Consider the following 22,088-nt stretch of genomic DNA (forward strand, 5'->3'; position numbering starts at 1 on the left):
GGCCAAATATATTATTTCTGCCTGGCAGCAGCAAAATGAGGGGTTACAATAACAGGAAAAACGAAGAAAAGGAGAAACTGAAAAGGAGGCTCATAGCATAATTGGTTTAGATACATTATTGTTGTTCACCCTCCTTCCTGCTTTCGGTTTCTCCCCCCTGGATTCCGGCATGCAAGTTAGAATTGATCAGGGATCTTGCTTCACTAAGATCTTCTTCGTTTTTCCTTCTGAATGGTTTAGCGTATTCGTTAGACTAATTTGGTGCATGCAACCATTCCATTGTTATTGAACTTTAATGGCGGTTGGTAATTACGATTTAGATTAAAAAGATGTCCCCCTTAAAGAAGGGGGCAGTAGCATCATCGCATTACGCGATATAAATTCTGGTTGATAAAACTATAAAGAGCTGTCATAGCTACCCGGGAAAATACCTTAGCGAGGCCCCTTTTGGGCCTCGACGCGTAAGGTATATACTTCAGGGAAGCGGGAATACTTTATATTGGCGCGGCGTAAGGCGGGGGAATTTTGTGAACCCTGACTGCGAGGTCAAAAAAATTTAACTGGCCTTGCTGACCCTAGTACGGAGGTTCGCCCCGCCTTTTACCGCTGAATTATTTCAATGTCAGATATACCCTTGCAGTATATCGCTTTACAGCATAGCGCCAGCTATCTCCGGATAATCAGAAGATAGCGTTGTCCTTCCGCCTGGTTTAAGATTTTTTAAGGATGAATCTCTTTTTATGATAGAAATATCCTGTTTAAGCGTAATGCCGGTGTTATTGTAACGGACCTTTTTGATAATTAATCTGCTGAATCTATTCTTTGAACCTATACGCATACAAAGACAAATAACACATAACAAATATTACAATATTATAAATATCCCTCACAAAGAATCAAAAACATCAACTTTACATCCGTTTCACATTATAAAAATAGCAATCACAGTTCATATTTCACAATGATTTAAAGTAAAACACAAATATATTTATTTTACTAATGTAATAAGAAAGTACAGAAAAGCAGATGAAAGAGGATGAAACAGGGGTACTATTTTAACTGAAACAAATTGAATATTATCAGGCGGGTGGACACAGAAATGCCCGGCAATAGCTGCCGGTAAATTTAAGATGGGGAAATATTAAAAAGGAGAATAAGATGGGTTAATCTTTCCGGACCAGCACATCCGTAATCTTGTTGAGCTGTTTCACCTTTTCCGTAAAATCACCTTTCAGCCGGTCCCTTATCACCTGGAGCTTATCTAATACATCATTGATAGAACCCGGGATCACTTCCTGCAGGACTTCTTTCAGACGTTTGGCAACGGTTGGGGATTTCCCGTTGGTAGAGATGGCTATCTTGAGATGGCCCTTCTGTACGATAGAGCCTAAATAAAAATCGCACAATTCAGGTGTATCAGCCACATTGATCAATACCCGGCTGCATTTCGCCTTTTCCCATATATACATGTTCAGCTCCTTATCGCTGGTGGCGGCAATGGCCAGGTCCTTTCCCAGCATATCGCCACAGGAAAAAGGTTTCTGGATCAGTTCCACGTTGGGCGCATGCTTTACCAGCTCCGTCAGTTCAGGCTGAAACCAGGTGGCCACTACGGTAATATTGGCCCCGGGACAGTTCTCCAGTAAGGCATTCACTTTTTCATGACCTATATTTCCCCCTCCCACAACCAGCACATGCAGGCGATTCAATTTAAAAAAGACCGGGAAAAGATGATTTTCTTCCATAATGGTGCGATTACTGATTACACACGACAAATTACGTATCCATCCCTTACCCGGACTTCCCGTAATTTATCATGTGTAATTTATGAGTTATACAGCGATTTTCAATTGTTCTGCTATCCTTTCCTGTACTGCCTGGAAGGCTTCATGAAAACGCACTACCTCGCCTACTACAATAATTGCTGGATTACGCAGGTTGTCCCGCAGGGCAATTTCTTTCAGATCGGCTACATTTCCAATACCTATCTTCTGGTCAGGCAGTGTTCCATTCTGAATAATGGCGGCTGGCACATTGCCTTTACCCTGCTCTATATATGCTGCTGAGATCTCCTCCAGTTTGCCCATCCCCATGAGTACTACTACGGTAGTATCTGCCTGGACAGCATAAGCCAGGTCACGGGATAAGCTCCCACTCTGTGTGGTACCTGTCAGGACCCAAAATCCTTCACTCACATTACGCGCCGTAACAGGTATCCTGTTGATACCCGGTACGGAGATAGCACTTGTAATGCCCGGCACAACTTCCGTATCAATATTGAATTGCTGAGCGAAGGCCAGTTCTTCCTGCCCCCGGCCAAATACGAAGGAATCTCCTCCTTTGAGGCGTACCACGCTGCCATAGGTCAATGCATATTTCACGATCATGCGGTTGATCTCATCCTGCGAGTACACATGCATACCCGCACGCTTACCTACAAAGCGCTTCAGGCAATTGCTGGGCGCATGCTCGAGCAGCTCATTATTGGAAAGCGCGTCATAAAGGATCACCCTTGCCTGCTGTATGGCCTTCAGGCCTTTTACAGTGATCAGCTCAGGATCGCCCGGGCCCGCGCCTACCAGTGTCAATTTCGGATGTATATTCTGCATAGTGTACATTTAATAAGATGTGATGACCGCAAAACGCTTATTGTGCAACAACTGCTGCTGTCTGTTGTCTGTATGACTGCGCCTGCTGGTAAAAATCTGATGCCTGTTGATAATACTGTTTTGCAAAGCTTTCAGCAGGTTCATTCTGATTGATCTGCAATACCAGTGTTTTAAAGCTGCCTTCGAGCGACCATTTACCGGTTTCAACAAAGTGTTTATCGAAATCGTTGATGATGCCTGTTTGTGTATTACAGCTTACGCCCTCGCCCAGTAACAGCGCTTTTGCAGTCTGTACGAAAGTGGAGTAAGAATGGTAAATGCTGTCTGCATATTGCTTATCGTCCAGCGCCGTCTGGCTCCATTGCAGCTTTTCCTCTCCTTCAAACAGGAGCGTAGCCACCAGGTCTATCACCACGCTGGCACACTCGCCCACACCAATAGCAGTCGCGAACTTGTCGCCCTGTCCCCAGTCAACGAAATCTTCATCGATCAGTGTATTCAGATCCGTTAATGGTTTCAGGAGATCATAGAAATATTTTTCACCCTTACGGTCGTAATAGTCATTGAACTTCTCATCTTTCTGACTATTTGCTTCAAAGTCTTTCAGCAGGGAACGCAGCACATCAGGACCTCTTTTACTTGGTACCTTGATCACTTTATCAGCCACACGGCCTACGCCATTTCCCACAATACCGCCACCCAGCAGCACCTGCAGGGCAGGCAATACCTTACCTCCGCTTTTCAGTGAGCTGCCATGGAAACCAATAGCAGCAATACCGTGCTGGCCACAGGAGTTCATACAACCACTTATCTTGATCTTGATGTCTTTATTATATACCAGGTCAGGAAATTCTTCCTGGATCACAAGTTCCAGTGCCGTAGAGATACCGGTGCTGCTGGAAATAGCCAGGTTACAGGTATCAGTGCCAGGACAGGCAGTGATGTCTGCGATACTGTCAAAACCTGGTTCTGCAAAACCGCCTGCTTCCAGTACGCTGAATACGTAAGGCAGATGTGCAGGCTGGATATATTTCAGTAACAGACCCTGGTTGGCAGTCACACGTACGTCATTGGCCACTGCAGGTCTGAGACCTTCTATCAGCTGGCGTGATATAACAGAACTGATGTTACCCAGCGGTACACGTACATATGCCGCATAGTAGTCGGACTGGCGCTGCTGGAAGACGTTCGTCTTTTTCCATGCCTCGTATTTCTTCGGATCTTTAATGGTATATGCCGGCAATACCGCGCCAGCAGCCGGAAGTTCCGGATCAGCCCAGGTATCGGCGTCCACATGGAAGGATTTTGATCTGATAGCAGTACGCTCTTCTGCTACCAGGCGTTGAAATTCTTCAAACCCAATTTTCTGTATGAGGAATTTCATACGTGCTTTATGACGACTGGCCCTTTCGCCATGGCGGTCAAACACGCGCAGTACTGCTTCTATATATGGAATGAGCTGATCTTCTTCCAGGAATTCATGGCCAACATGCGCCAAGTAAGGTTGTGCACCCAGGCCTCCGCCTACCAGTACCTTGAAACCACGTACTTCCCTGCCGTTTTCCACACGCACTTTAGGTATTACACCGATATCGTGCATGAATGCCCAGGCAGTATCGGCATCGCTGCTGGAAAAAGCCATCTTGAATTTACGGCCCATATCCTGGCAGATGGGGTTACGCAGAAAATACCGGAAAGTTGCATCTGCATAAGGAGTAACATCAAATGGCTCCTCAGGGTCAATACCTGCCTTATCGGAAGCAGTGATGTTACGAACCGTATTACCGCATGCCTCGCGGATGGTGATATCGTCCAGGTCCAGTTTGCTCCACAGTTCGGGCGTCCTTTCCAGGCTTACGAAGTGGATCTGAATATCCTGACGCGTGGTCAGATGCAAGTTGCCGGTAGAATATTCGTCAGATACGTCTGAGATACGTTTCCATTGTTCCAGCGTCATCTTACCGTAAGGCAGCTTGATGCGGATCATCTGTACACCCGCCTGACGCTGGCCATAAATGCCTCTCGCCAGACGCAGACTGCGAAATTTCTCCTCCGGGATCTGTCCTTCACGGAATAAGCGGATCTTCTTCTCCAGTTCTATGATATCTTTCTCAACCACGGGATTTTCCAGTTCGGTTCTGAAGCTTTGCATAGTGAATATTTTCTTGGTGGTAAATTATCAGATATTAAAACGTTATACTTCCTTATCTTTTATAAAACAACGCGCCTCCGCACATGTAGGTCGGAGGCGCTGTATATCTTGTTTGATTCCTGGTCGATCAATTTTCCTTATACATCTACGCCTCTCCTGCTGTCACTGCAATGGAGCAATGGCATCCATCACACATAAATCCGCTATTCATCCCTATATTTCCCATTAATTTAGTAGACTATTACAAAGTTATAAATATAGGCCAGATTTCCAAAAGTAATTTTGCCCTACGGAAGCCCCCCAAGCGGCCCTTTCCAAAGGGGGCGGACGGGCATATTTCAGCGAAATCGGCCCTTCCGCCAGCCTGTAGTGAAAAGGAGCTTCCCCGACAAGCTGCCTGCCATAACCATTGATTATACAGGATAACTTTTATTTATGCGAAAAGGGCGCCGGTATTACTTCCTCCGACTTTCTCCGCACTTTCTCCCGTCTCTGTCTTAACTTTGCGACGCTGAACAAATGAAAAGCGCATGATAAATACGGTGATTTTTGATATGGACGGGCTGTTGATAGACTCTGAGCCACTTTGGGGGCGAGCTATGAGAGAAGTCTTTGCTACAGTCGGAGTGGATCTTACAATGGAACTGGCCAGCCATACTACCGGCCTTCGTACGGCGGAAGTAGTGGATTACTGGCATAATTACTTCAAATGGGAGGGAAAAGATAACCTGCAGGTTACCAATGAGATAATAGATGCTGTTATCAACAAGATAGTGGCAGAGGGTGAAGCAATGGAGGGACTGGAATACATACTGGACTATTTCACAAAAAAGAACTTTAAAATAGGGTTGGCATCCTCATCTCCCCTGCGACTGATTGAATCGGCAGTAGATCACATGGGCATCAGGGACAGGTTTCATGCCATCTCCTCAGCAGAGTTCGAGTCGCACGGCAAACCTCATCCGGCAGTATACCTGACCTGTGCCAAAAAGCTGGGCAGTACTCCACTGGAATGCCTGGCCTTTGAAGATTCGGTAACAGGCATGACGGCCGCCAAAGCTGCCCGCATGAAAACTGTTGTAGTTCCGGAAGCACATAACCGCCAGAACAAACGATATGCACTGGCAGATGTACAACTAGATTCCCTGCTGGAGTTCAATGATGAGATACTGGCTCGTCTGCAGGCCTAGAGACAAACTTCATCAGGTAAACAATCCAAAACACATATAAAAGAAGAAGGGTGTTCTGTTACCAGAACACCCTTCGTTATTTCAACAACCTAAAAAGCTTATTCACCTTTCTTTTCGTCGCCTTCATCCTTCTTCAGCTTCTCTCTCAGTTCAGCCAGTGCACCCAGATCACCAAGCGTAGCTTTCTCTACTTTGCTCTGGATGGTTTTCACAGCCTTACGAGTTTTGTCAGCATCAGCTCTCTTTTCTTTGGCAACTGCTTCTTTCTCCTCGTTCTTAGCCTGTTCCCACACTCTTGTATGAGACACCAGGATGCGTTTTTCGCTACGATCGAATTCAATGATCATGAATTCTTTCACATCTTCAACGCTGATTGGTTTCTCATCTTCAGTGCGCAGGTGACGTGCAGGAGCGTAAGCTTCCAGACCATATTGCAGTTGAACAGTAGCACCTTTTTCATCTTTCTTCACTACAGTACCTTCATGAACGGATCCAATCGGGAAGATAGTTTCGAAAGTGTTCCAAGGATCTTCTTCAATCTGTTTGTGGCCCAGGCTCAGTTTACGGTTATCCTTATCGATACCCAGGATCACTACTTCGATCTCGCTACCCACTTTAGTGTATTCACTTGGGTGGTTGAAGCGTTTGATCCAGCTCAGGTCAGAGATGTGGATCATACCACCGATACCTGTTTCCAGCTCAACGAATACGCCATAAGGAGTGATGTTCTTCACGATACCTTTGTGACGGCTGTCCAGCGGGAATTTAGTTTCGATAGTAGCCCAAGGATCTTCTGTCAGTTGCTTGATAGACAGGCTCATCTTACGCTCGTCCTTGCTCAGGGTCACTACCACTGCTTCGTATTCTTCACCTAATTTGAAGAATTCCTTAGCATTGATAGGAGTAGAAGCCCAGGAGATCTCAGATACGTGTACCAGACCTTCTACACCAGGCAGAATTTCCAGGAATGCACCGTAATCTTCGATGTTCACTACCTTACCTTTCACGCGCGCACCTTCAGTGATGTGTGCAGGCAGGGTATCCCATGGGTGAGGAGTAAGTTGTTTGTAACCAAGGCTGATACGTTTTTTCTCGTCGTCGAAGTCCAGTACCACCACATTGATCTTCTGATCCATCTGGAGCACTTCGCTTGGGTGAGAGATACGTCCCCAGCTGATGTCGGTGATGTACAGCAGACCATCCAGACCACCCAGGTCGATGAATGCGCCGAAATCCGTAATATTTTTGATAGTACCTTCCAATACCTGGCCTTTTTCCAGTTTGGAGATAATATCCACTCTCTGCTGTTCGATATCGCTTTCGATAAGCGCTTTGTGAGAAACAACTGCGTTCCTGATAGCCTCGTTAACCTTAACTACCTTGAATTCCATTGTTTTGCCTACAAACTGGTCGTAGTCGGTTACAGGCTTAACATCGATCTGAGAGCCCGGCAGGAATGTTTCCATACCATAAACGTCTACGATCAAGCCGCCTTTGGTTTTGCTGGTAACAGTACCAGTAACCACTTCGCCGGTTTTGTAAACTTCCACGATTTTTTCCCATGCACGCTGCTGGCGAGCCTGTTTACGGCTCAGGTGCAGGTTACCATCGCGGTCTTCTTTTTCAACAACCAGTACTTCTACTTCATCACCTACTTTCAGTCCCTGCAGATCGCGGAATTCGTTCAGAGAGATCAGACCGTCAGATTTGAAGCCGATGTTGATCACAACGTCCGTCTTGGTCAGGCCAACTACGGTACCTGTGAGCAGGCCGTTTTCTTCGATCACTTTAAAAGTGTTGTCGTACGTTTCATCGTACTTCGCTTTTTCTTCTTTGCTGTAAGAAGAAACATTGCGTTTGTCCACGCTCCAGTCGAAATCATCGTGAGCGGTTTCTACAACAGGCGCCTTTTTTGTCGCTGTTTCTACCTGAGCTGCTGCTGCAGGTACCTGTTGTTCAGCGTTTTGTTCGTTAGTAATGTTGTTTTCTGCCAAAATTTGGTTCCTCCTTTTGTAATAAAATTCTCCCGGATTTTAGGCCCGAAAGTTTTAATTGGAGGGCAAAGATACTTAATAATCATTAAAAAATAAGCAATTTTCACATGTTTAACACAGCCCTCCCCCCGTTCCCCTCCCCCTCCCTCCAGGGTCGGTTTGATCCAAAAAAATGTGCCGCTAAATAGATTTATGATTGCGGATTTTGTACTAATTTTCAAGTATGAACGGGACCTCATTCAGCTCTGATATTCGCTATTGGCTTAGACAGGGAAATACAATTAACCATCTGCTTTTCTGGAATATAATTGTTTTCCTCGTCATGGGAACTGTATACCTGATCGGCAGAATTGCACCAACCACAGGGTTCGTTTCCGCTTTCCTTTTTGACAATCTTTCCCTGCACGCCAATGTCTATGCTTTCATCCGGAAGCCATGGGGTTTACTGACCTACATGTTCACACATCTGGAATTTTTACATATACTCTTCAATATGCTGAACCTGTACTGGTTCGGAAATATCTTCAGGTCTTTCCTCGGTAATCAGCGGGTGCTGCCGCTTTACCTGCTGGGAGGCATCATGGGAGGTATTGCATACCTGCTGGTATACAACCTGGCCTTTGGCGGCGTAAATGCCCCCATGATCGGCGCATCCGCCTCTGTCATGGCCCTGCTCATAGCCTGCGCTACCAAGCTGCCCAACTACGAGATCGGCCTGCTCTTTATCGGCTCCATCCGCCTCAAATGGCTGGCGCTTGTGGTGATCATACTGGACCTGATCTCCCTTACCCAGGGCAATGTAGGCGGTATTGTTGCCCATATGGGCGGTGCATTGACCGGTTTCCTCTATATCAAGTTCCTGAACAACGGCAATGATATCTGCCAGCCGCTCATCTGGCTGTTTAACCGCCGCATGCGGGTTGAAACGCCCAAACGCTCCTTTAAACCTAAAAAGTCTCCCCTTAAGCTTGTAAAACCCAGCCAGGAAGAAAATAAGCAACTCCGGCTGGACCAGCTGCTCGATAAAATAAACGACAATGGCATAGACAGCCTTAGCCCCGAAGAAAGAGCATGGCTGAAGAAAATGAGCCAGGAATAAACGGCCATGTATCCCAGCCATTCAAAATATGTAACTTTGCCGCCAAGATGAAAACATTTAACGTTCCTATTATATATCGCAGCCCGCTGATCACGGCCATCAAAAACCGCCGTAAGCAGCAGGACCGCATGAAGAAGGACTTTACACCTACCGTACTGGATTTTGGCGCCCTGAAGATATTACTGGCCCGCCACTTCGGCTTCTGCTATGGCGTCGAAAATGCCATAGAAATAGCCTTTAAGACTGTAGATGAAAATCCCGGTAAAAGAATCTTCCTGCTGAGCGAAATGATCCATAACCCGCATGTCAATAACGATCTGCTCGCCAAAGGTGTACAGTTCATCATGGATACCACCGGTAAACAGCTGGTACCCTGGGAAGAACTGACGCCGGAAGATATCGTGATCATCCCCGCCTTCGGTACCACCCTGGAAATAGAAGCAAAACTGAGCTCCCTGGGCATTGCTCCCCTGCAGTACAATACCACCTGTCCTTTCGTGGAAAGGGTCTGGAATAAGGCTGAACAGATCGGCCAACAGTCCTACACCGTCATCGTACATGGTAAACCCGGGCATGAAGAAACCCGCGCTACTTTCTCCCATAGCCGCAGCAATACGCCTACGGTGGTTGTGAAGGATATGGAAGAAGCCCGCCTGCTGGCCACCTTCATTACCGGAGAAAGCCCCGCCGAGGAGTTCTACGCCAGGTTTAAAGGCCAGTACTCCGACGGCTTTGATGTAACCCGCGACCTGCAGCGGGTGGGTGTGGTCAACCAGACCACCATGCTGGCCACAGAAACTCAGGCCATCGCCGACTATATCAAAAACGTGATCATGGACAGGTATGCCCTTGATCAGGAGAATGTAGGAGAACGTTTTGCCGATACCCGCGATACGCTTTGCTACGCTACCAACGACAACCAGAGCGCGGTAACCGGTCTTTTACAGGAAGAAGCAGACCTCGCTATTGTAGTAGGCGGATATAATAGTTCCAATACATCCCACCTGGTGGAATTGTGTGAGGTAAAACTGCCTACCTACTTCATCTCTTCAGAAGAGAAACTGGTAGCGGCTGATGAAGTATATCACTGGGATTTTCATCATAAACAGGAATTGCACAGCCGCTCTTTCCTGCCGGCTAAGGAACCGGTGACCATCCTGCTGACAAGCGGCGCCTCCTGCCCCGATGCACTGGTGGAAGCTGTGATCAGGAAACTGCTGTCGTTTTACGACCTTGAATATAAAATGGAGGAACTGGCAGCGACCTTCGCCTGAGACTGACTTTATTTACATAAACATCATAAAAGTAAAAAAGACACCATTACGGTGTCTTTTTTCTTTGGGGCTAATCAATGCTAGTAATGCAGAGAAAAAAAATTTTATATAGTAATAAGTTTAAACCTGAACCAAAATTAGCTGTTAGGCGACAAGCGTGCAATAGAGACTTATTATCCGGTGGTCTATTTCCTGTAAGTGGCGTAAAACAGATTAAATCTGGTTAGAACTGCATCGCCTTTTTCAGGAAATCAGCCTTCCTCCTGCGGGATATCTCTACCTGCGTTCCGTCACTCATCAATGCGAACCCGCCTTCACCCTGTATATAAGACTGCATCTGCTGTAAATTGATCAGGTGTGAATTGTGTACCCGGAAAAAGTCAACATCCGTCAGTAACTCCTCAAACTCTTTCAATGGTCTTGATACCATCAGGTTCTTTTTATCTGTAAAGAAAATACGCGTGTAGTTACCGGTGGATTCACAACGCACAATATTCTGTACCGGCATAAATACCAAACCGTTAATGGTAGGCAGGGCTATTTTCTTATGCGTCTGATGCAGCGTTTTCATATTCTGCAGGAATACTTCCAGCGGCGATGTGGACGTTTCCGTCTGTCCGTTACGGCGGCTGATGCATTTCTGTACAGCATCCTGTAACTCTTTTATACTGAACGGCTTCAGCAGGTAATCCAGGGCATTGAACTTGATGGCTTTCAGGGCATATTGTTCATAGGCAGTCGTGAATATTACATCAAAAGTAATCTTGTCGAACAGCTTCAACAGCTCAAAACCATTCTGGTGAGGCATTTCAACATCAAGGAAAACTACATCGGGCTGCAGTTCGGTGATCAGGTCTTTCGCTTCTTTTACGCTGTTAACTCCCCCCAGCACAGTCACTTCCGGGCATTTTTTCTGAAGCATAGTCTGTAGCGCATCTATGCAATGCTGCTCATCATCCACGATGATTGCTTTAATTTCGCTCATGCTGTCTTTGTAGGTTTTTTAAAATATGAATTCTACCGGTAAGATGAGTTTCACCTGTGTACCCATGGCTTTCCCAGTTTCATCTTCCAGGTCCGTTATATTTACGTCAGCTTCCTTGGTATTATTGATCTTTCTGATAAGGTCTATTCTTCCTTCTGTTACTTTCATGCCCATTGAGCGATGGGTTTGTCCTTTTTTCTCCTTTATTTCTACTGCTTTTTTTCGACCGATACCATTATCCGTTACAGTACAGGTCAGGGTTCTCCCTTTTACAGCAACAGCTATATCCAGTAATCCTTTTCCGGACTTATGTACCAGGCCGTGCCAGATAGCGTTTTCTACATACGGTTGAATGATCATCGGAGGGATCATTACTTCCTCTTCGTTAATATCTTCTGCTACAGTGATCCGGTACTCAAATACATCGTTGCAACGCAGCTTTTCAAGATCCAGATACAGGCGTAATGATTCCAGTTCCTTATTCAAAGATATGAATGTGTACTGCGTATTATCAAGAATCATTCGCATCAACCTGGAAAATTTTGTCAGATAGTCTGATGCTTCTTCCTGGTTATTACTCCATATAAACCGGTGAATGGAACTTAAAGAATTGAAAATGAAATGCGGATTCATCTGTGCACGCAGGGAACGTAGCTCCAGCTGCAGGGTCTGTTTATTGGTTTCCAGGTTCCTGTGCCGGATGTAGAAGAACCCTCCTATCGCCACCATCAGCACGAATCCGGCCATTGACAAAGTGTACACGACATTACGTTTCCTACGCAACTCGCTCATCTGCTTATCATGTTCCAGCAGTTTGATCTGGTTGTCTTTACGGTCTACCTCATAAACGGCTTGTGTCTGGGCCCACGCTAATGACGATTGTTCTTCCAGCAGGGTGTCTTTATAGACGAGCGACTTCTCCATGGCTTCCATGGAGCGCCTGAAGTCCCCTTTTGCCTTGTAATTGTCAGCAATGGCCTTGTAGGCCTCCATTAACAGGTATTTGAACCGCCAGGCCAGACAGAGATCAATGCATTGCATGAAGTATTTGTTCGCTTCATCATACTTTCCCTGCAGGCTCCACAGTTTTCCAATGTTCAGATAACTTTCGGCCACATGCACTTTATCGTCCACATTACCATTCACTTCCAGGGCCTTATCCAGGTATTCATGGGCGCGGGCATAATCTTTTTTCTCTTTATAGGCAGAGCCCAGGGCATTGTAACAGATGGCCAAACCTATGCTGTTGTTCAATTGCTGGTTCACTGCCAGCGATTTCTTGAAATATTCGATGGCCAGGTCCAGTTTTCCCAAGCCCTGGTATGCATAACCGATATTACCAAGATTAATAGCTACCCCCAGGGAATTTTTGCTCTGTTTTTCCAGCTCCAGGGCCTTTTCGAAGTGACTGATGGCCTCTGCATACTTCTCCGTGGACAGCTTGATGTTGCCGATACTGTTGATGGCAATACAGATATTGCGGATGTCGTTGATCTTTTCCGCCAGTTGAAGTGCCTTAAAATGATATTCAAACGCCTTTTCCAGCTGATCGTCCATCCTGCGGTAATCTACGCCGGTATTGTTCAGGGCATTACAAAGCCAAAGATCATTCTTTGCCTCTTCAGCATATTTAATAGCTTTCTGGTGGTAATCGGCGGCGAGCAGGTATTGAGATTTGTTCCTTTTGGAAATGCCGGTCTCGATATATGCATTGAAGATCCCCTGCGTATATTTAATACGCTGAGAGAGGGTTATTGCTTCCTGGAAAAAGAGGTTTTCCATCCCACGTTTGTCAAAGTACCTTCCCAGTAATTTCCCCTTATCTATCAACCAGTTTACTTTACTGGTGTCTCCGGGAAGTTTTCTGGCAGAATCGAGCGTCCGGTATACAAAGGCAGAATCCTGCGCAAGTATAATGTTCCCCTTTACAAACAAAAGCAAGAAAAATAGATAGAAATAGCCTTTAAACATGCATCAGCCAGGTAATACTCACAAGTTAATTAAAAAAGCGAAAGGGCGAAAGAATTCGCCCCTTCTTCCTATTAACCGAATACACCTACTGAAAATATGGAACAAGGCAGGCATCCCGGCCCTGCACCACATTAAGTTTAATAAATATCAGCCCACAAAGCCTGGATATATATGTAGTTACTAGCTTCGAAACGGTTAATAGCAACAGGTCCGTTGGATATAGTTATAAAAAGACCATTGCTGATCCCTTACGACTTCTCTTGACCACGTTGGGAAATGATATATAAAGCATCTCACGGTGCACTGTATGAACCGGTCAACACAATACGACTAATAAATTGCAGGAAATTCTAGAGGATGTGGAAAATTACCAATGGGTTTCTTCCTGGCTTGCACCAGGAACATAACAAATTTAAAAAGGATTTCTTAAAACTAAAAATAAATTCAGGAAGATTGTACCAATACTACATCGTCCACCCACTGGAGTACCAGCTTCAACTGTTCATCAGGGCTTAACTGACTGTTGTCCAGTATGATAGCATCTTCTGCCTTCCGCAAAGGACTGATCTCGCGGTTGGTGTCGATATAATCCCTCAGTTCCAGGTTCTCTTTCACTTCGTGGATACTGATATTCTTATTTTTGGCATATAGCTCTTTAAACCTGCGTTCTACACGGATGGCAGTATCCGCAGTCATGAATATCTTCAGTTCAGCATGAGGAAATACGGTAGTCCCGATATCGCGGCCATCCATCACAATACCCTTTCTGGCGCCCATTTTCTGCTGCTGCGCAACGGCAAATTCGCGTACTTCCTTCACGGCAGCCACTTCACTCACCTTCTCCGCCACCAGCATTTCCCGGATCATGTGTTCCACATTCTCACCGTTCAGGGTGATTTCAGATGCCTGGGAGATGGGGTTGAACTCAAACTCCAGGTGGATATCATGCAAGGCAGCCTTCACTGCATCATGATCTGTCCAGTCAACCCGGTTCTGAATAAAACACAGGGTTATTGCACGATACATCGCTCCGCTGTCTATATACACATAGTCCAGCTCACCCGCCAGTTGTTTGGCCAGCGTGCTCTTTCCACATGAGGAGTAACCATCTATCGTGATAATAATTTTTTTCAAAACCCAGTAATTAAATAACTATATAAAGAATAGACGGTGTAAAGGTAAAAGAAATTTGGAAAAATGAAACAAGATTGCCGGTTATATACCGGCAATGATCCACCAGTTCGATCCATCTGACTGAATGGTATATGAATTCCTTGCGCTATTGATCAACGCCACGTTGGCGTTACCATCGATCTGGCCCCCGGCAGTATCAATTGTGAGTGTGCCATTGGCGGCCTTTTTGATGACATATACTCTCCCTTTGCAGGTATTGGCAGCAGGTAATGTAATGGTAATATTTGCACCGGTATTTTTTACAACCGTATAGTCATTTTCAGTTAAGGTTGTGCTGGAGCTGACACCGCGGATCGGCAGACTGAAACTTCCGTCCAGATCCATCGTAGAGGTCGGCGCATTTGTCTTCACACCAAGGCGCTTGTTCGTATTGTCCCAGAAGAAGTTCGCGTTGTCCTGCCCTACCTCTGAAGATGCATCGCTGGTAATACTGCCGAAGATGATCGATCCATTCGAAATATTGTTATTCCCATTGGTCATTATTGCCTTATACCAGCCATTGATAGCGGTCGTACCCAGTGGAGCAGTAATGCCGGTCCACTCTTTCAGCGCCAGTGTATTCTTATCGAAATACAGCTGAGTGGTGAATCCTCCATTATTTCCCTTAAACGCCATTACACTCCAGGCAAAAGCACTTGTCCCTGCCGGACCATTGGTAACGACCCCGGTTACAGGGCTGGCCCATATTTTCATACGGGTGGTAGACCCTGCCACGTCTGCATTACCGACATCGTTGCTGGCCAGTGTGCCATATGTAGCGCCACCGTCATTATCGGTATTTGACTCCCAGGCAGTACCATTCCATTTCAGTACTTCGCCGCTTACCGGTGTTTTACTGGAGACCCTCAGGCCGGTCAGTTTTGATGCATTCCAGATAGCCAGTGAACTGTCGGCATATAAGGTACCTGCCGTATTCAGTTTAAGACTATTGTCCAGGGACACTTCCTGCGGACTTCCCACCCCTGTCGCATACCTTCCCAGCAGTTTTTGTGTATTGATGTTCTGCATTTTGGCAAAGGTCACTGCCTGGTTACTGATAGTACTGGCTACAGTACCTGTTCCGCTACCTGTAACATCGCCCGTCAGGGTAATACTGGAACTACCACCTGCGCCCAGACTTTGCCATTTTCCCAGTGAACGGATATTCAAACTATTATTGAGCGTCAGGTATATCAGCATACCATCAGGGGAACTTTTAATTGTTGTCGAGGTGGTGTCGCTAATACGCGGCAGTAGCAATCCCTGTGAGCTACTCTCCAGTTCCAGTAATGCGGATTTCTTTATCACACTTGGGTTGTTGCCCAGCTTTAGCTGTTGGGCATAGGATAACATTGGCGCCAATAACAATATTGGCATTAATAAAGTTCTCATAAGATTCGAAGCGGTTTCCAAATAATCAGAAAGCACACAGGCGATATTACCTGTGTGCTCCCTTCAAAATTATGTCTATTTAAAATATCAATGGTCTATTACAATTACTTTGCAGACGTAGGCCTGTTTCTTTGTCTCTTTATGCGTTAATGTGAGAACGTAAGTACCTGCAGGCATATCCCTGATGTATACTTCGCTTTGATTAACCATTTCCAGCCTGCGTACCTGTTGACCCCATGTGTCGAATACCTGTACGATCAGCGGTGTCTTAATACCTCTGACAGTTACTTTAAAGTCGCCATGGTTCGGGTTCGGGAATACAGTTGCCTGGATCAGCGGACCTACTTCCCTTACGTCTGTGTATACATATTTTCCGGTAGCAGATACCGCCTTGATGCGGTAAAAGCTCCAGCCATCATAATCGTTGGTGTCCTGGTAATAATAGTCAAGACGGGTAGTACTGTAGCCTCCGGGCGCCTTTGTCGGGACGGTCGCGATTTTCCTGAACGCCGTTTCGTTGTCCAGCATCCGCTCTATTTCAAATACAGCGTTGTTGGTCTCACGACTGGTTGTCCATACCAGGTCAACCAATGAGTAACTTACACGATATGCGTTAAAGTGAATAATATCAGCCGGCAGAAAACTATATGCCAGTGAGGTCAGTTTCGCAAAGTAAATGTTCCCGCCAATACCGGCAATGCCCCGGGAATGCATGGTAGCCTTCTGCAGCATGGGCTGTGTAGTCAGCGTACCTGGCGCCATATTATCGTTCACCGCTTTACGCATTTCCCAGTCCGTATCTATGAAACGGCTGATATAACTACTGCTGCGGTTTACATTATATTCCGGCGCTTCATCGGCATCCATATGCTGCAGCGTTACACTGGTCAACCCCGTGCCGTTGCCTTCCTGGCCCAGGTTCCAGGTCTTATATACTACGCTGTCATAAAGCGTTCTGCCTGTGATGGCCTGCATGAATACACTGTCAAAAACTCTCGCCTTAAAGTCTTCCGGAGAGCCTTCATAGCGCACACCGGCAGGTGCGTAATTGGTAGCACTGGTGCCTACAGGGAACACTACCTGGCCCGCGCTACTGTTCAGTTTTGCACGATAAAGAAAACCGCCTGCTGTTTCTGTTCCGGTAACGATGAAACGTTGATCGCTATACCCCGTAATGGAGCCCGGATTATCAGTTCCAACCATCAGGTTCCATCCATTCAGGAAAACGTGACCGTTAGTCAGTTGTAATGTATTTCGTACATGCAGGTCGTGCAGGTCTGCAAGCACAACGCCATTGGCGTTATTCACCTCCAGGTTGGGAAAGCTGGCCCCTGTCTTTGCAGCAACATTATAGCCTCCGGCAATGATCTGCTGACCGTTTTTACTCATAAAACGAAAAATTCCCCCGGTGCCTTTAAGGCCGGAAGGACTTTCGTCAGATAACAAAGCCGTATAACTATTGGTCCACTGTTTACCGAGAAAATAAAGTACAGAAGCCGGGCTGGACCCCAGCATACCGTCGTTGGTAACATCTCCGAAAAAGGCGACATTACCATAGCTCCATACCTGCCCACCGGCAGGTATGTAAGCTGCGTTTTGTGCAATAATATTTATGGAAAGAACCAGAAAACATAATATGAGTAAATATCTCTTCATGCAGGCATTATGTTTTTAGTTTCGCTTCGTTTTACTGTTATTAATCCGGATTATGGGTTGACTGCTGTAACAATCCACCGGGAATCCGCGCTGGAATAGACCAGGGTGATGGAACCTGTGCCTGTTGTAACGGCAGATCCCAGCGTCAGAATTCTGTTGGCCGCTGTACCACCACTGCTATTTTGCAGGGTCATATTCTGATTAGTAGTATTGTACAGCGTCACCATACGACCATCAAATCCGCCTGCAATACTTGTAATTGTAAAAGCAGCGGTAGGCCCCGTTATTCTTATAAAGGAAGCATTACCAATATTGATGTCATTGTTGGTAGTACCAAGTGAAATGGTGTTTGTCTCTACTGCCAGTGTAGTGAATGAGCCACTTGCCTGCGTGGTAGCGCCGATAGACACTCCGTCAAGTGCAGTGGTCTGTTTAACATCACCGTTTGCAGCAATTACCAGCGGATTACCGGTACCACTGGATGCCAGGTTCTCCACCCTGAGCGCATCATTGTTGGCATTTACATGCAAAGGTTTTACGGGTGTTGCTCCTGCAAGGCCTATACCTACCTTGTTGTTCTGCAGTCTCATGATCTCCGTGAAAGCCACCGTTGAATAATTATAGCTTTTAAAGGTGATCGGCTCGTCGCCGTCATCTCCGATGATAAACTCAAACCCGCCATTGTTGCTGGTTCCGGTAGCGCCAAATTCAAAATAATCTGTACCTGCAGAACAGCCTTTCATTCGGAAGTTACCATCTGCAGTGGTCCACATCTTCGGTTTATAGAAGCTTACTGTTGCCGGAACAGAGAACTGCAGTGCAGACTTCATGTACGTCACCATCTCATCGTTATCAGTATAATCAGTATAGCCTTCTGTGAGTCCCAGCGTCTGTCTGCGGCCAAACTCCAGCAAAGATGTGTTGTTGGATTTGATCACCATCTTATTATCATCTGTTGTACCCAGAAACTGAGTAGCGGCATTCACGCCATTATTACCAGTGAGTAACCAGTTGCTGGCAGCAGCATTTGCCGTTACAATCACATCACCCGTGCTGTTAATGGATAGCACCTTACTGTTATAGGCCTGGACGGTAGCTGTATTGAGGTCTTTCAATCTCAGTCCTGATACGCCGGTGGCAGCTACAGTACCTGCAACTTCCAGCGTATTACCTGGAGTGGTAGTACCCAGCCCCAGGCGGTTATTGGTATTATCCCAAAACAGGTTGGCATTCTTTTGTGAAACAAGCCCGCCTGTACCTGCGAACAATACAGAACCAGGTGTCATGGAAGATAGTGTGAATGTCCCCCCCACACTACCATTACCACTTATTGCATAACTGGCTGTTTGTGTACCTGAACTGATGTTCTGGATATAGCTGCCGGAGCCGGCAGGAATGTCTCCCGCGCTCAAAGCGCTACCTGCGGTAACGCGGCCTTTTGCGTCGACGGTTACCTTTGGATAAGTACCAGCTGTAACACCACTGTTAGCCAACGTTGTTGCAATGCTGGAAGTACCGCTACCTGTTACATCACCTGTTAACGTGAGTGTAGCAGCTGCGGTGGGTGCTTTCGGCAGCCAGGTACTGGTGGTGTTATCCCATGTCAGTACATCATTATTATTTGGTGCGGCGGCGGAAATATTGCGACTCTGGAGCTGGGAAGCATTCCAGAGCGCCGTAGTATTAAGTGCGGAAATAACGCCTGCACCGGTAATACCAATACCGGTACCTGCACTGAATGCTGCTCTTGCCCTTGTATCGGTATAATACAGGTTGACAGATTCAGTAATATTGTTGGTGGTTAATGTAACAACAGGACCTGTTTGTCCATTTACGGATGTAATACCATTTGTTTCATCGATCAGCTTTCTCCAGATGCCATTCTTCCTGATGTATAATAACTTATCAGGCACATTATAAATAAGCATACCATCGGGTGCGGCATTCAGCGGTGCCGCAGAAAAATCATTTATACGAGGCAGTAATAAGCCTTGTTTGTCACTGTTCAGATCTAATAACGCCGACTTTTCAATAACAGCTGGAGCTGCCCCCAGCTTTAGTTGTTGGGCATGTACAAGAACGGGCAGTAATAAGGTACACAAACCTAATAGTACGCCGCGGCAATATGATATATTCATAGGTTATGTAGGTTTCAGGAGATGTCAGCAATAATAAATTTAACAGGAGCGTCTTTCACGGCTCCTGTTAAATTATATTGTATTATTTCCTGATGATATACCAATTGGTGCCATCTGTCTGGATAGTGATGAAGGTCCAGTCGTTGTAGATCATATAGTTGGCGCCACCTTCAATTGTACCTGCACTTGGCTGTACGGTAACTGCATTATTGATATCGCCTGTACCGATCTTTTTGATCGTGTAGATACGGCCGGCCATAGCTGCAGAAGGAGTAGGCAGGGTGATGGTCAGCGCACCGCTGGTAGCATCTGCCAGCACTGTGTTATCAGTATCGGTAATTGCGTATGAAGTAGTGGTCTTTGTAATTCTCATCTGTAAGGAACCATTCACATCCAGGGTTGAACCCGCCTGTGTGGTTTTACCTACAGCAACAGCAGCAGCGAAGCTTTTGTTGCCGGCAAAGCTCTGGTTACCGGTAGATACCACGCCTCGTTGAGCGGTAGTATGAGAAGCATCTACAGCGCTTGCGTTAGGCAGGTTGAAAGACACATCATTGGCCGTTGCCTGAATGTCGAAGTTTGTACCTACGCTGTCTGATTTGAATGCAACATTTACGTTGCTGGTTGTACCGGCGCCTGCCTGGATAGTACGGATCGCTTTTGCAATAGCATCCAGGTCGAACGGCCTTTTGGTAACGGTGCTTCCTTCACGTACCAGCACATCATAAGATGCAGCGGTAGCGGCGTTGGCCACACTGTTCAGTGTCAGTGCACCGTTCAGCGTAGTAGCATTGGAAACTGCCAGTGTATTTAAGGTAGTAGCGCCGGTTACGCTGAGGTCATTACCCAGTGTTGCAGCACCGGTTACACCGAGTGTGTTGTTCACTGTGGTAGCACCATTCAGTGTGGTATTGCCGGTTACGCTTAATGTATTACCCAGGGTAGCAGCACCGGTAACGCCTAAAGTAGTACCAACATTTACTGCACCATTGAAGGTCTTGTCGCCACCAAAGGTCTGTGTACCTGTAGTTACGATACCCGCTAAAGTAGCGCTGGCAGCGGTCAGTTCCAGTTTATAGCTGGCAGTCAGCGGATCGTAAGTGATACGGCCACCTCTGTTCTCCTGACCAGCAGCGATCGCTGTGATGAAGTCAGCAATAGAAAGGTTGGTACCGCTCGACAGGGCCTGCAATTTGTCCCAGTCAGATTTTTTCAGGAAACCATAAGGAGCAGTTGCAGTAGGAGCCATAATAGGCGCATTTACTGTAATTTCTCCGGTAGTGGTGTTTTCAGCAATGTTGAAAGACGCATGTGCGGAATCAGCATTGGCGAAGATATTAGCTGCCAGACTTTTGAAAGCAGTCTGAGGTAATGTTCTTTTTGAAACGATACCTGTACCACTTAACATCAGTACTTCCAGCAGGCTGTTGTCCTGGTTTACAGTAGAAAATTTCAGTTGTCTGTCAGCCTGTACACCGATCGCTTCAACACCGTTTGTACGGATAGAAAGTGGATTTGCATCAGCGGTACCGAGGTAATCGGTTGCTGTGGTGCCGGTGTTACCTTTCAGGCTCCAGTTGGCCAATGCGTCAGCGGTGCTGGCGATTTTTACCCAGGCGCCGCCCTTCCTCATGTATACACCCTCGGTGGTTGTACCACTGGCCAGGTATACGATCATTCCATCCACAGCATCAGTTCCGATAGCCGCATCGATAGCTGTGAAGTTTGGAATTCTTGGCAGCAAGAGACCTTGCTTGTTGCTGCTCAGCTCCAGGATAGCTGATTTAGTGATCTGGGAAGGGTTGTCACCGATTTTCATCTGTGCCTGAACTGCTGTAGCTGCCAGGACCATGCCTCCAGCTAAAAAGAGCGTGCGTGAAGTGTTGCGTATAACTAATTTCATAGTATAGGGATAGATAGATTTTTTTATCCGTGAATAAATATTAACCATGATTGTTTGCAAACGAAAACACGCATCTCTCATGCGCATACAGCAGCCACTAAAGTTTATCCGCTTTGAGGTAAACTGCCTGGCTGTTACCCCGTTTGCACCGGGAGGTTTAACAAGTATGAAGATTGGTTAAAAAAGGTTGGTTAAGAAAGAAAGGATGTCCACTAGTTCGTTTACGAGTCTTCTACGATTGTCCAAATTATATGATGCAAATATCCAATATTAATAATATTAGTTCTATGACATGAACGTATCATTTTGACAGACACAACAATTTTACATACCATTGATTATCATTTAATACTTTTTTATATATATTAAAGATCACAAGTCAATGCTATCCTCACATAGAAGACATGTTCTTCACATAACACAATCATGTTATATTTTTTCCTTTTCAAGGGATTCAGGCAGGCAACAAGATAAGTTTTGGTTGTATTGAGGGGGTTGGCTTCGGTGTTTTTAGATCATTTTAACATTTTAACAGCATATTATCTGACTGAT

14 protein-coding genes are annotated in these 22,088 nt (G+C 46.0%); 3 read left to right on the forward strand and 11 right to left on the reverse strand.

What is annotated here, in order from left to right:
- Positions 1–1,163 precede the first annotated feature (1,163 nt).
- The 3 genes from MYF79_RS28995 to MYF79_RS29005 all read right to left on the reverse strand — a co-directional run bounded on the left by MYF79_RS28995 (position 1,164) and on the right by MYF79_RS29005 (position 4,761).
- The gene (locus tag MYF79_RS28995) at positions 1,164–1,745 is read right to left on the reverse strand and encodes a bifunctional precorrin-2 dehydrogenase/sirohydrochlorin ferrochelatase (protein ID WP_199652898.1); all 582 of its coding nucleotides are present in this window, start codon (positions 1,743–1,745) and stop codon (positions 1,164–1,166) included.
- A gap of 87 nt (positions 1,746–1,832) precedes the next feature.
- Positions 1,833–2,609 carry a uroporphyrinogen-III C-methyltransferase gene (gene cobA, locus MYF79_RS29000; RefSeq protein WP_247811348.1) on the reverse strand — a complete coding sequence of 259 codons (777 nt, stop codon included), beginning with the start codon at positions 2,607–2,609 and terminating at the stop codon, positions 1,833–1,835.
- Between the two features lie 37 nt (positions 2,610–2,646).
- Positions 2,647–4,761, reverse strand: a complete 2,115-nt coding sequence (locus tag MYF79_RS29005) for a nitrite reductase (RefSeq protein WP_247811349.1) — start codon at positions 4,759–4,761, stop codon at positions 2,647–2,649.
- Positions 4,762–5,315: 554 nt separating this feature from the next.
- On the opposite strand from MYF79_RS29005, the gene hxpB reads away from it, so the two are divergent.
- A complete protein-coding gene (gene hxpB / locus MYF79_RS29010; RefSeq protein WP_247815099.1) occupies positions 5,316–5,951 on the forward strand; it encodes a hexitol phosphatase HxpB in 636 nt (211 codons plus the stop codon).
- Between the two features lie 98 nt (positions 5,952–6,049).
- On the opposite strand, the gene rpsA is transcribed toward hxpB, so the two are convergent.
- Complete coding sequence (rpsA, locus tag MYF79_RS29015) at positions 6,050–7,945, reverse strand: 30S ribosomal protein S1 (RefSeq protein ID WP_089834910.1); 1,896 nt, start codon at positions 7,943–7,945, stop codon at positions 6,050–6,052.
- Between the two features lie 322 nt (positions 7,946–8,267).
- Between rpsA and MYF79_RS29020 the strand changes: the two genes are divergently transcribed.
- On the forward strand, positions 8,268–9,044 hold the full coding sequence (locus tag MYF79_RS29020; protein WP_247811350.1) for a rhomboid family protein: 777 nt from the start codon (positions 8,268–8,270) through the stop codon (positions 9,042–9,044).
- Positions 9,045–9,091: 47 nt separating this feature from the next.
- On the forward strand, positions 9,092–10,318 hold the full coding sequence (locus tag MYF79_RS29025; protein ID WP_247811351.1) for a 4-hydroxy-3-methylbut-2-enyl diphosphate reductase: 1,227 nt from the start codon (positions 9,092–9,094) through the stop codon (positions 10,316–10,318).
- A 223-nt stretch (positions 10,319–10,541) separates the two neighbouring features.
- On the opposite strand, the gene MYF79_RS29030 is transcribed toward MYF79_RS29025, so the two are convergent.
- The 7 genes from MYF79_RS29030 to MYF79_RS29060 all read right to left on the reverse strand — a co-directional run bounded on the left by MYF79_RS29030 (position 10,542) and on the right by MYF79_RS29060 (position 21,536).
- Positions 10,542–11,303 (reverse strand): LytR/AlgR family response regulator transcription factor, encoded by a 762-nt coding sequence (locus MYF79_RS29030; RefSeq protein WP_199652904.1) that lies wholly within the window; start codon positions 11,301–11,303, stop codon positions 10,542–10,544.
- A gap of 18 nt (positions 11,304–11,321) precedes the next feature.
- On the reverse strand, positions 11,322–13,244 hold the full coding sequence (locus tag MYF79_RS29035; protein ID WP_247811352.1) for a tetratricopeptide repeat protein: 1,923 nt from the start codon (positions 13,242–13,244) through the stop codon (positions 11,322–11,324).
- A gap of 474 nt (positions 13,245–13,718) precedes the next feature.
- Positions 13,719–14,408, reverse strand: coding sequence for a (d)CMP kinase (gene cmk / locus MYF79_RS29040; protein ID WP_247811353.1), 690 nt, complete (start codon positions 14,406–14,408; stop codon positions 13,719–13,721).
- An 81-nt stretch (positions 14,409–14,489) separates the two neighbouring features.
- On the reverse strand, positions 14,490–15,839 hold the full coding sequence (locus tag MYF79_RS29045; protein WP_247811354.1) for a hypothetical protein: 1,350 nt from the start codon (positions 15,837–15,839) through the stop codon (positions 14,490–14,492).
- A gap of 87 nt (positions 15,840–15,926) precedes the next feature.
- Positions 15,927–17,495 (reverse strand): T9SS type A sorting domain-containing protein, encoded by a 1,569-nt coding sequence (locus MYF79_RS29050; RefSeq protein WP_247811355.1) that lies wholly within the window; start codon positions 17,493–17,495, stop codon positions 15,927–15,929.
- Between the two features lie 50 nt (positions 17,496–17,545).
- Entirely contained in the window at positions 17,546–19,633 is a 2,088-nt protein-coding gene (locus MYF79_RS29055) for a hypothetical protein (protein ID WP_247811356.1), read from the reverse strand.
- 82 nt (positions 19,634–19,715) lie between these two features.
- Complete coding sequence (locus MYF79_RS29060; protein WP_247811357.1) at positions 19,716–21,536, reverse strand: hypothetical protein; 1,821 nt, start codon at positions 21,534–21,536, stop codon at positions 19,716–19,718.
- Positions 21,537–22,088 lie beyond the last annotated feature (552 nt).

It is taken from the genome of Chitinophaga filiformis, from assembly GCF_023100805.1.
GTDB lineage: Bacteria > Bacteroidota > Bacteroidia > Chitinophagales > Chitinophagaceae > Chitinophaga > Chitinophaga filiformis_B.

What these genes read in the sequence shown, in the direction of transcription:
- MYF79_RS29025 (WP_247811351.1), top strand. Translation starts at nt 9,092, where the DNA reads ATGAAAACATTTAACGTTCCTATTATATATCGCAGCCCGCTGATCACG.
- MYF79_RS28995 (WP_199652898.1), bottom strand. Translation starts at nt 1,745, where the DNA reads ATGGAAGAAAATCATCTTTTCCCGGTCTTTTTTAAATTGAATCGCCTG.
- MYF79_RS29005 (WP_247811349.1), bottom strand. Translation starts at nt 4,761, where the DNA reads ATGCAAAGCTTCAGAACCGAACTGGAAAATCCCGTGGTTGAGAAAGAT.
- MYF79_RS29030 (WP_199652904.1), bottom strand. Translation starts at nt 11,303, where the DNA reads ATGAGCGAAATTAAAGCAATCATCGTGGATGATGAGCAGCATTGCATA.
- MYF79_RS29020 (WP_247811350.1), top strand. Translation starts at nt 8,268, where the DNA reads ATGGGAACTGTATACCTGATCGGCAGAATTGCACCAACCACAGGGTTC.
- hxpB (WP_247815099.1), top strand. Translation starts at nt 5,316, where the DNA reads ATGGACGGGCTGTTGATAGACTCTGAGCCACTTTGGGGGCGAGCTATG.
- MYF79_RS29060 (WP_247811357.1), bottom strand. Translation starts at nt 21,536, where the DNA reads ATGAAATTAGTTATACGCAACACTTCACGCACGCTCTTTTTAGCTGGA.
- MYF79_RS29055 (WP_247811356.1), bottom strand. Translation starts at nt 19,633, where the DNA reads ATGAATATATCATATTGCCGCGGCGTACTATTAGGTTTGTGTACCTTA.
- MYF79_RS29045 (WP_247811354.1), bottom strand. Translation starts at nt 15,839, where the DNA reads ATGAGAACTTTATTAATGCCAATATTGTTATTGGCGCCAATGTTATCC.
- MYF79_RS29050 (WP_247811355.1), bottom strand. Translation starts at nt 17,495, where the DNA reads ATGAAGAGATATTTACTCATATTATGTTTTCTGGTTCTTTCCATAAAT.
- cobA (WP_247811348.1), bottom strand. Translation starts at nt 2,609, where the DNA reads ATGCAGAATATACATCCGAAATTGACACTGGTAGGCGCGGGCCCGGGC.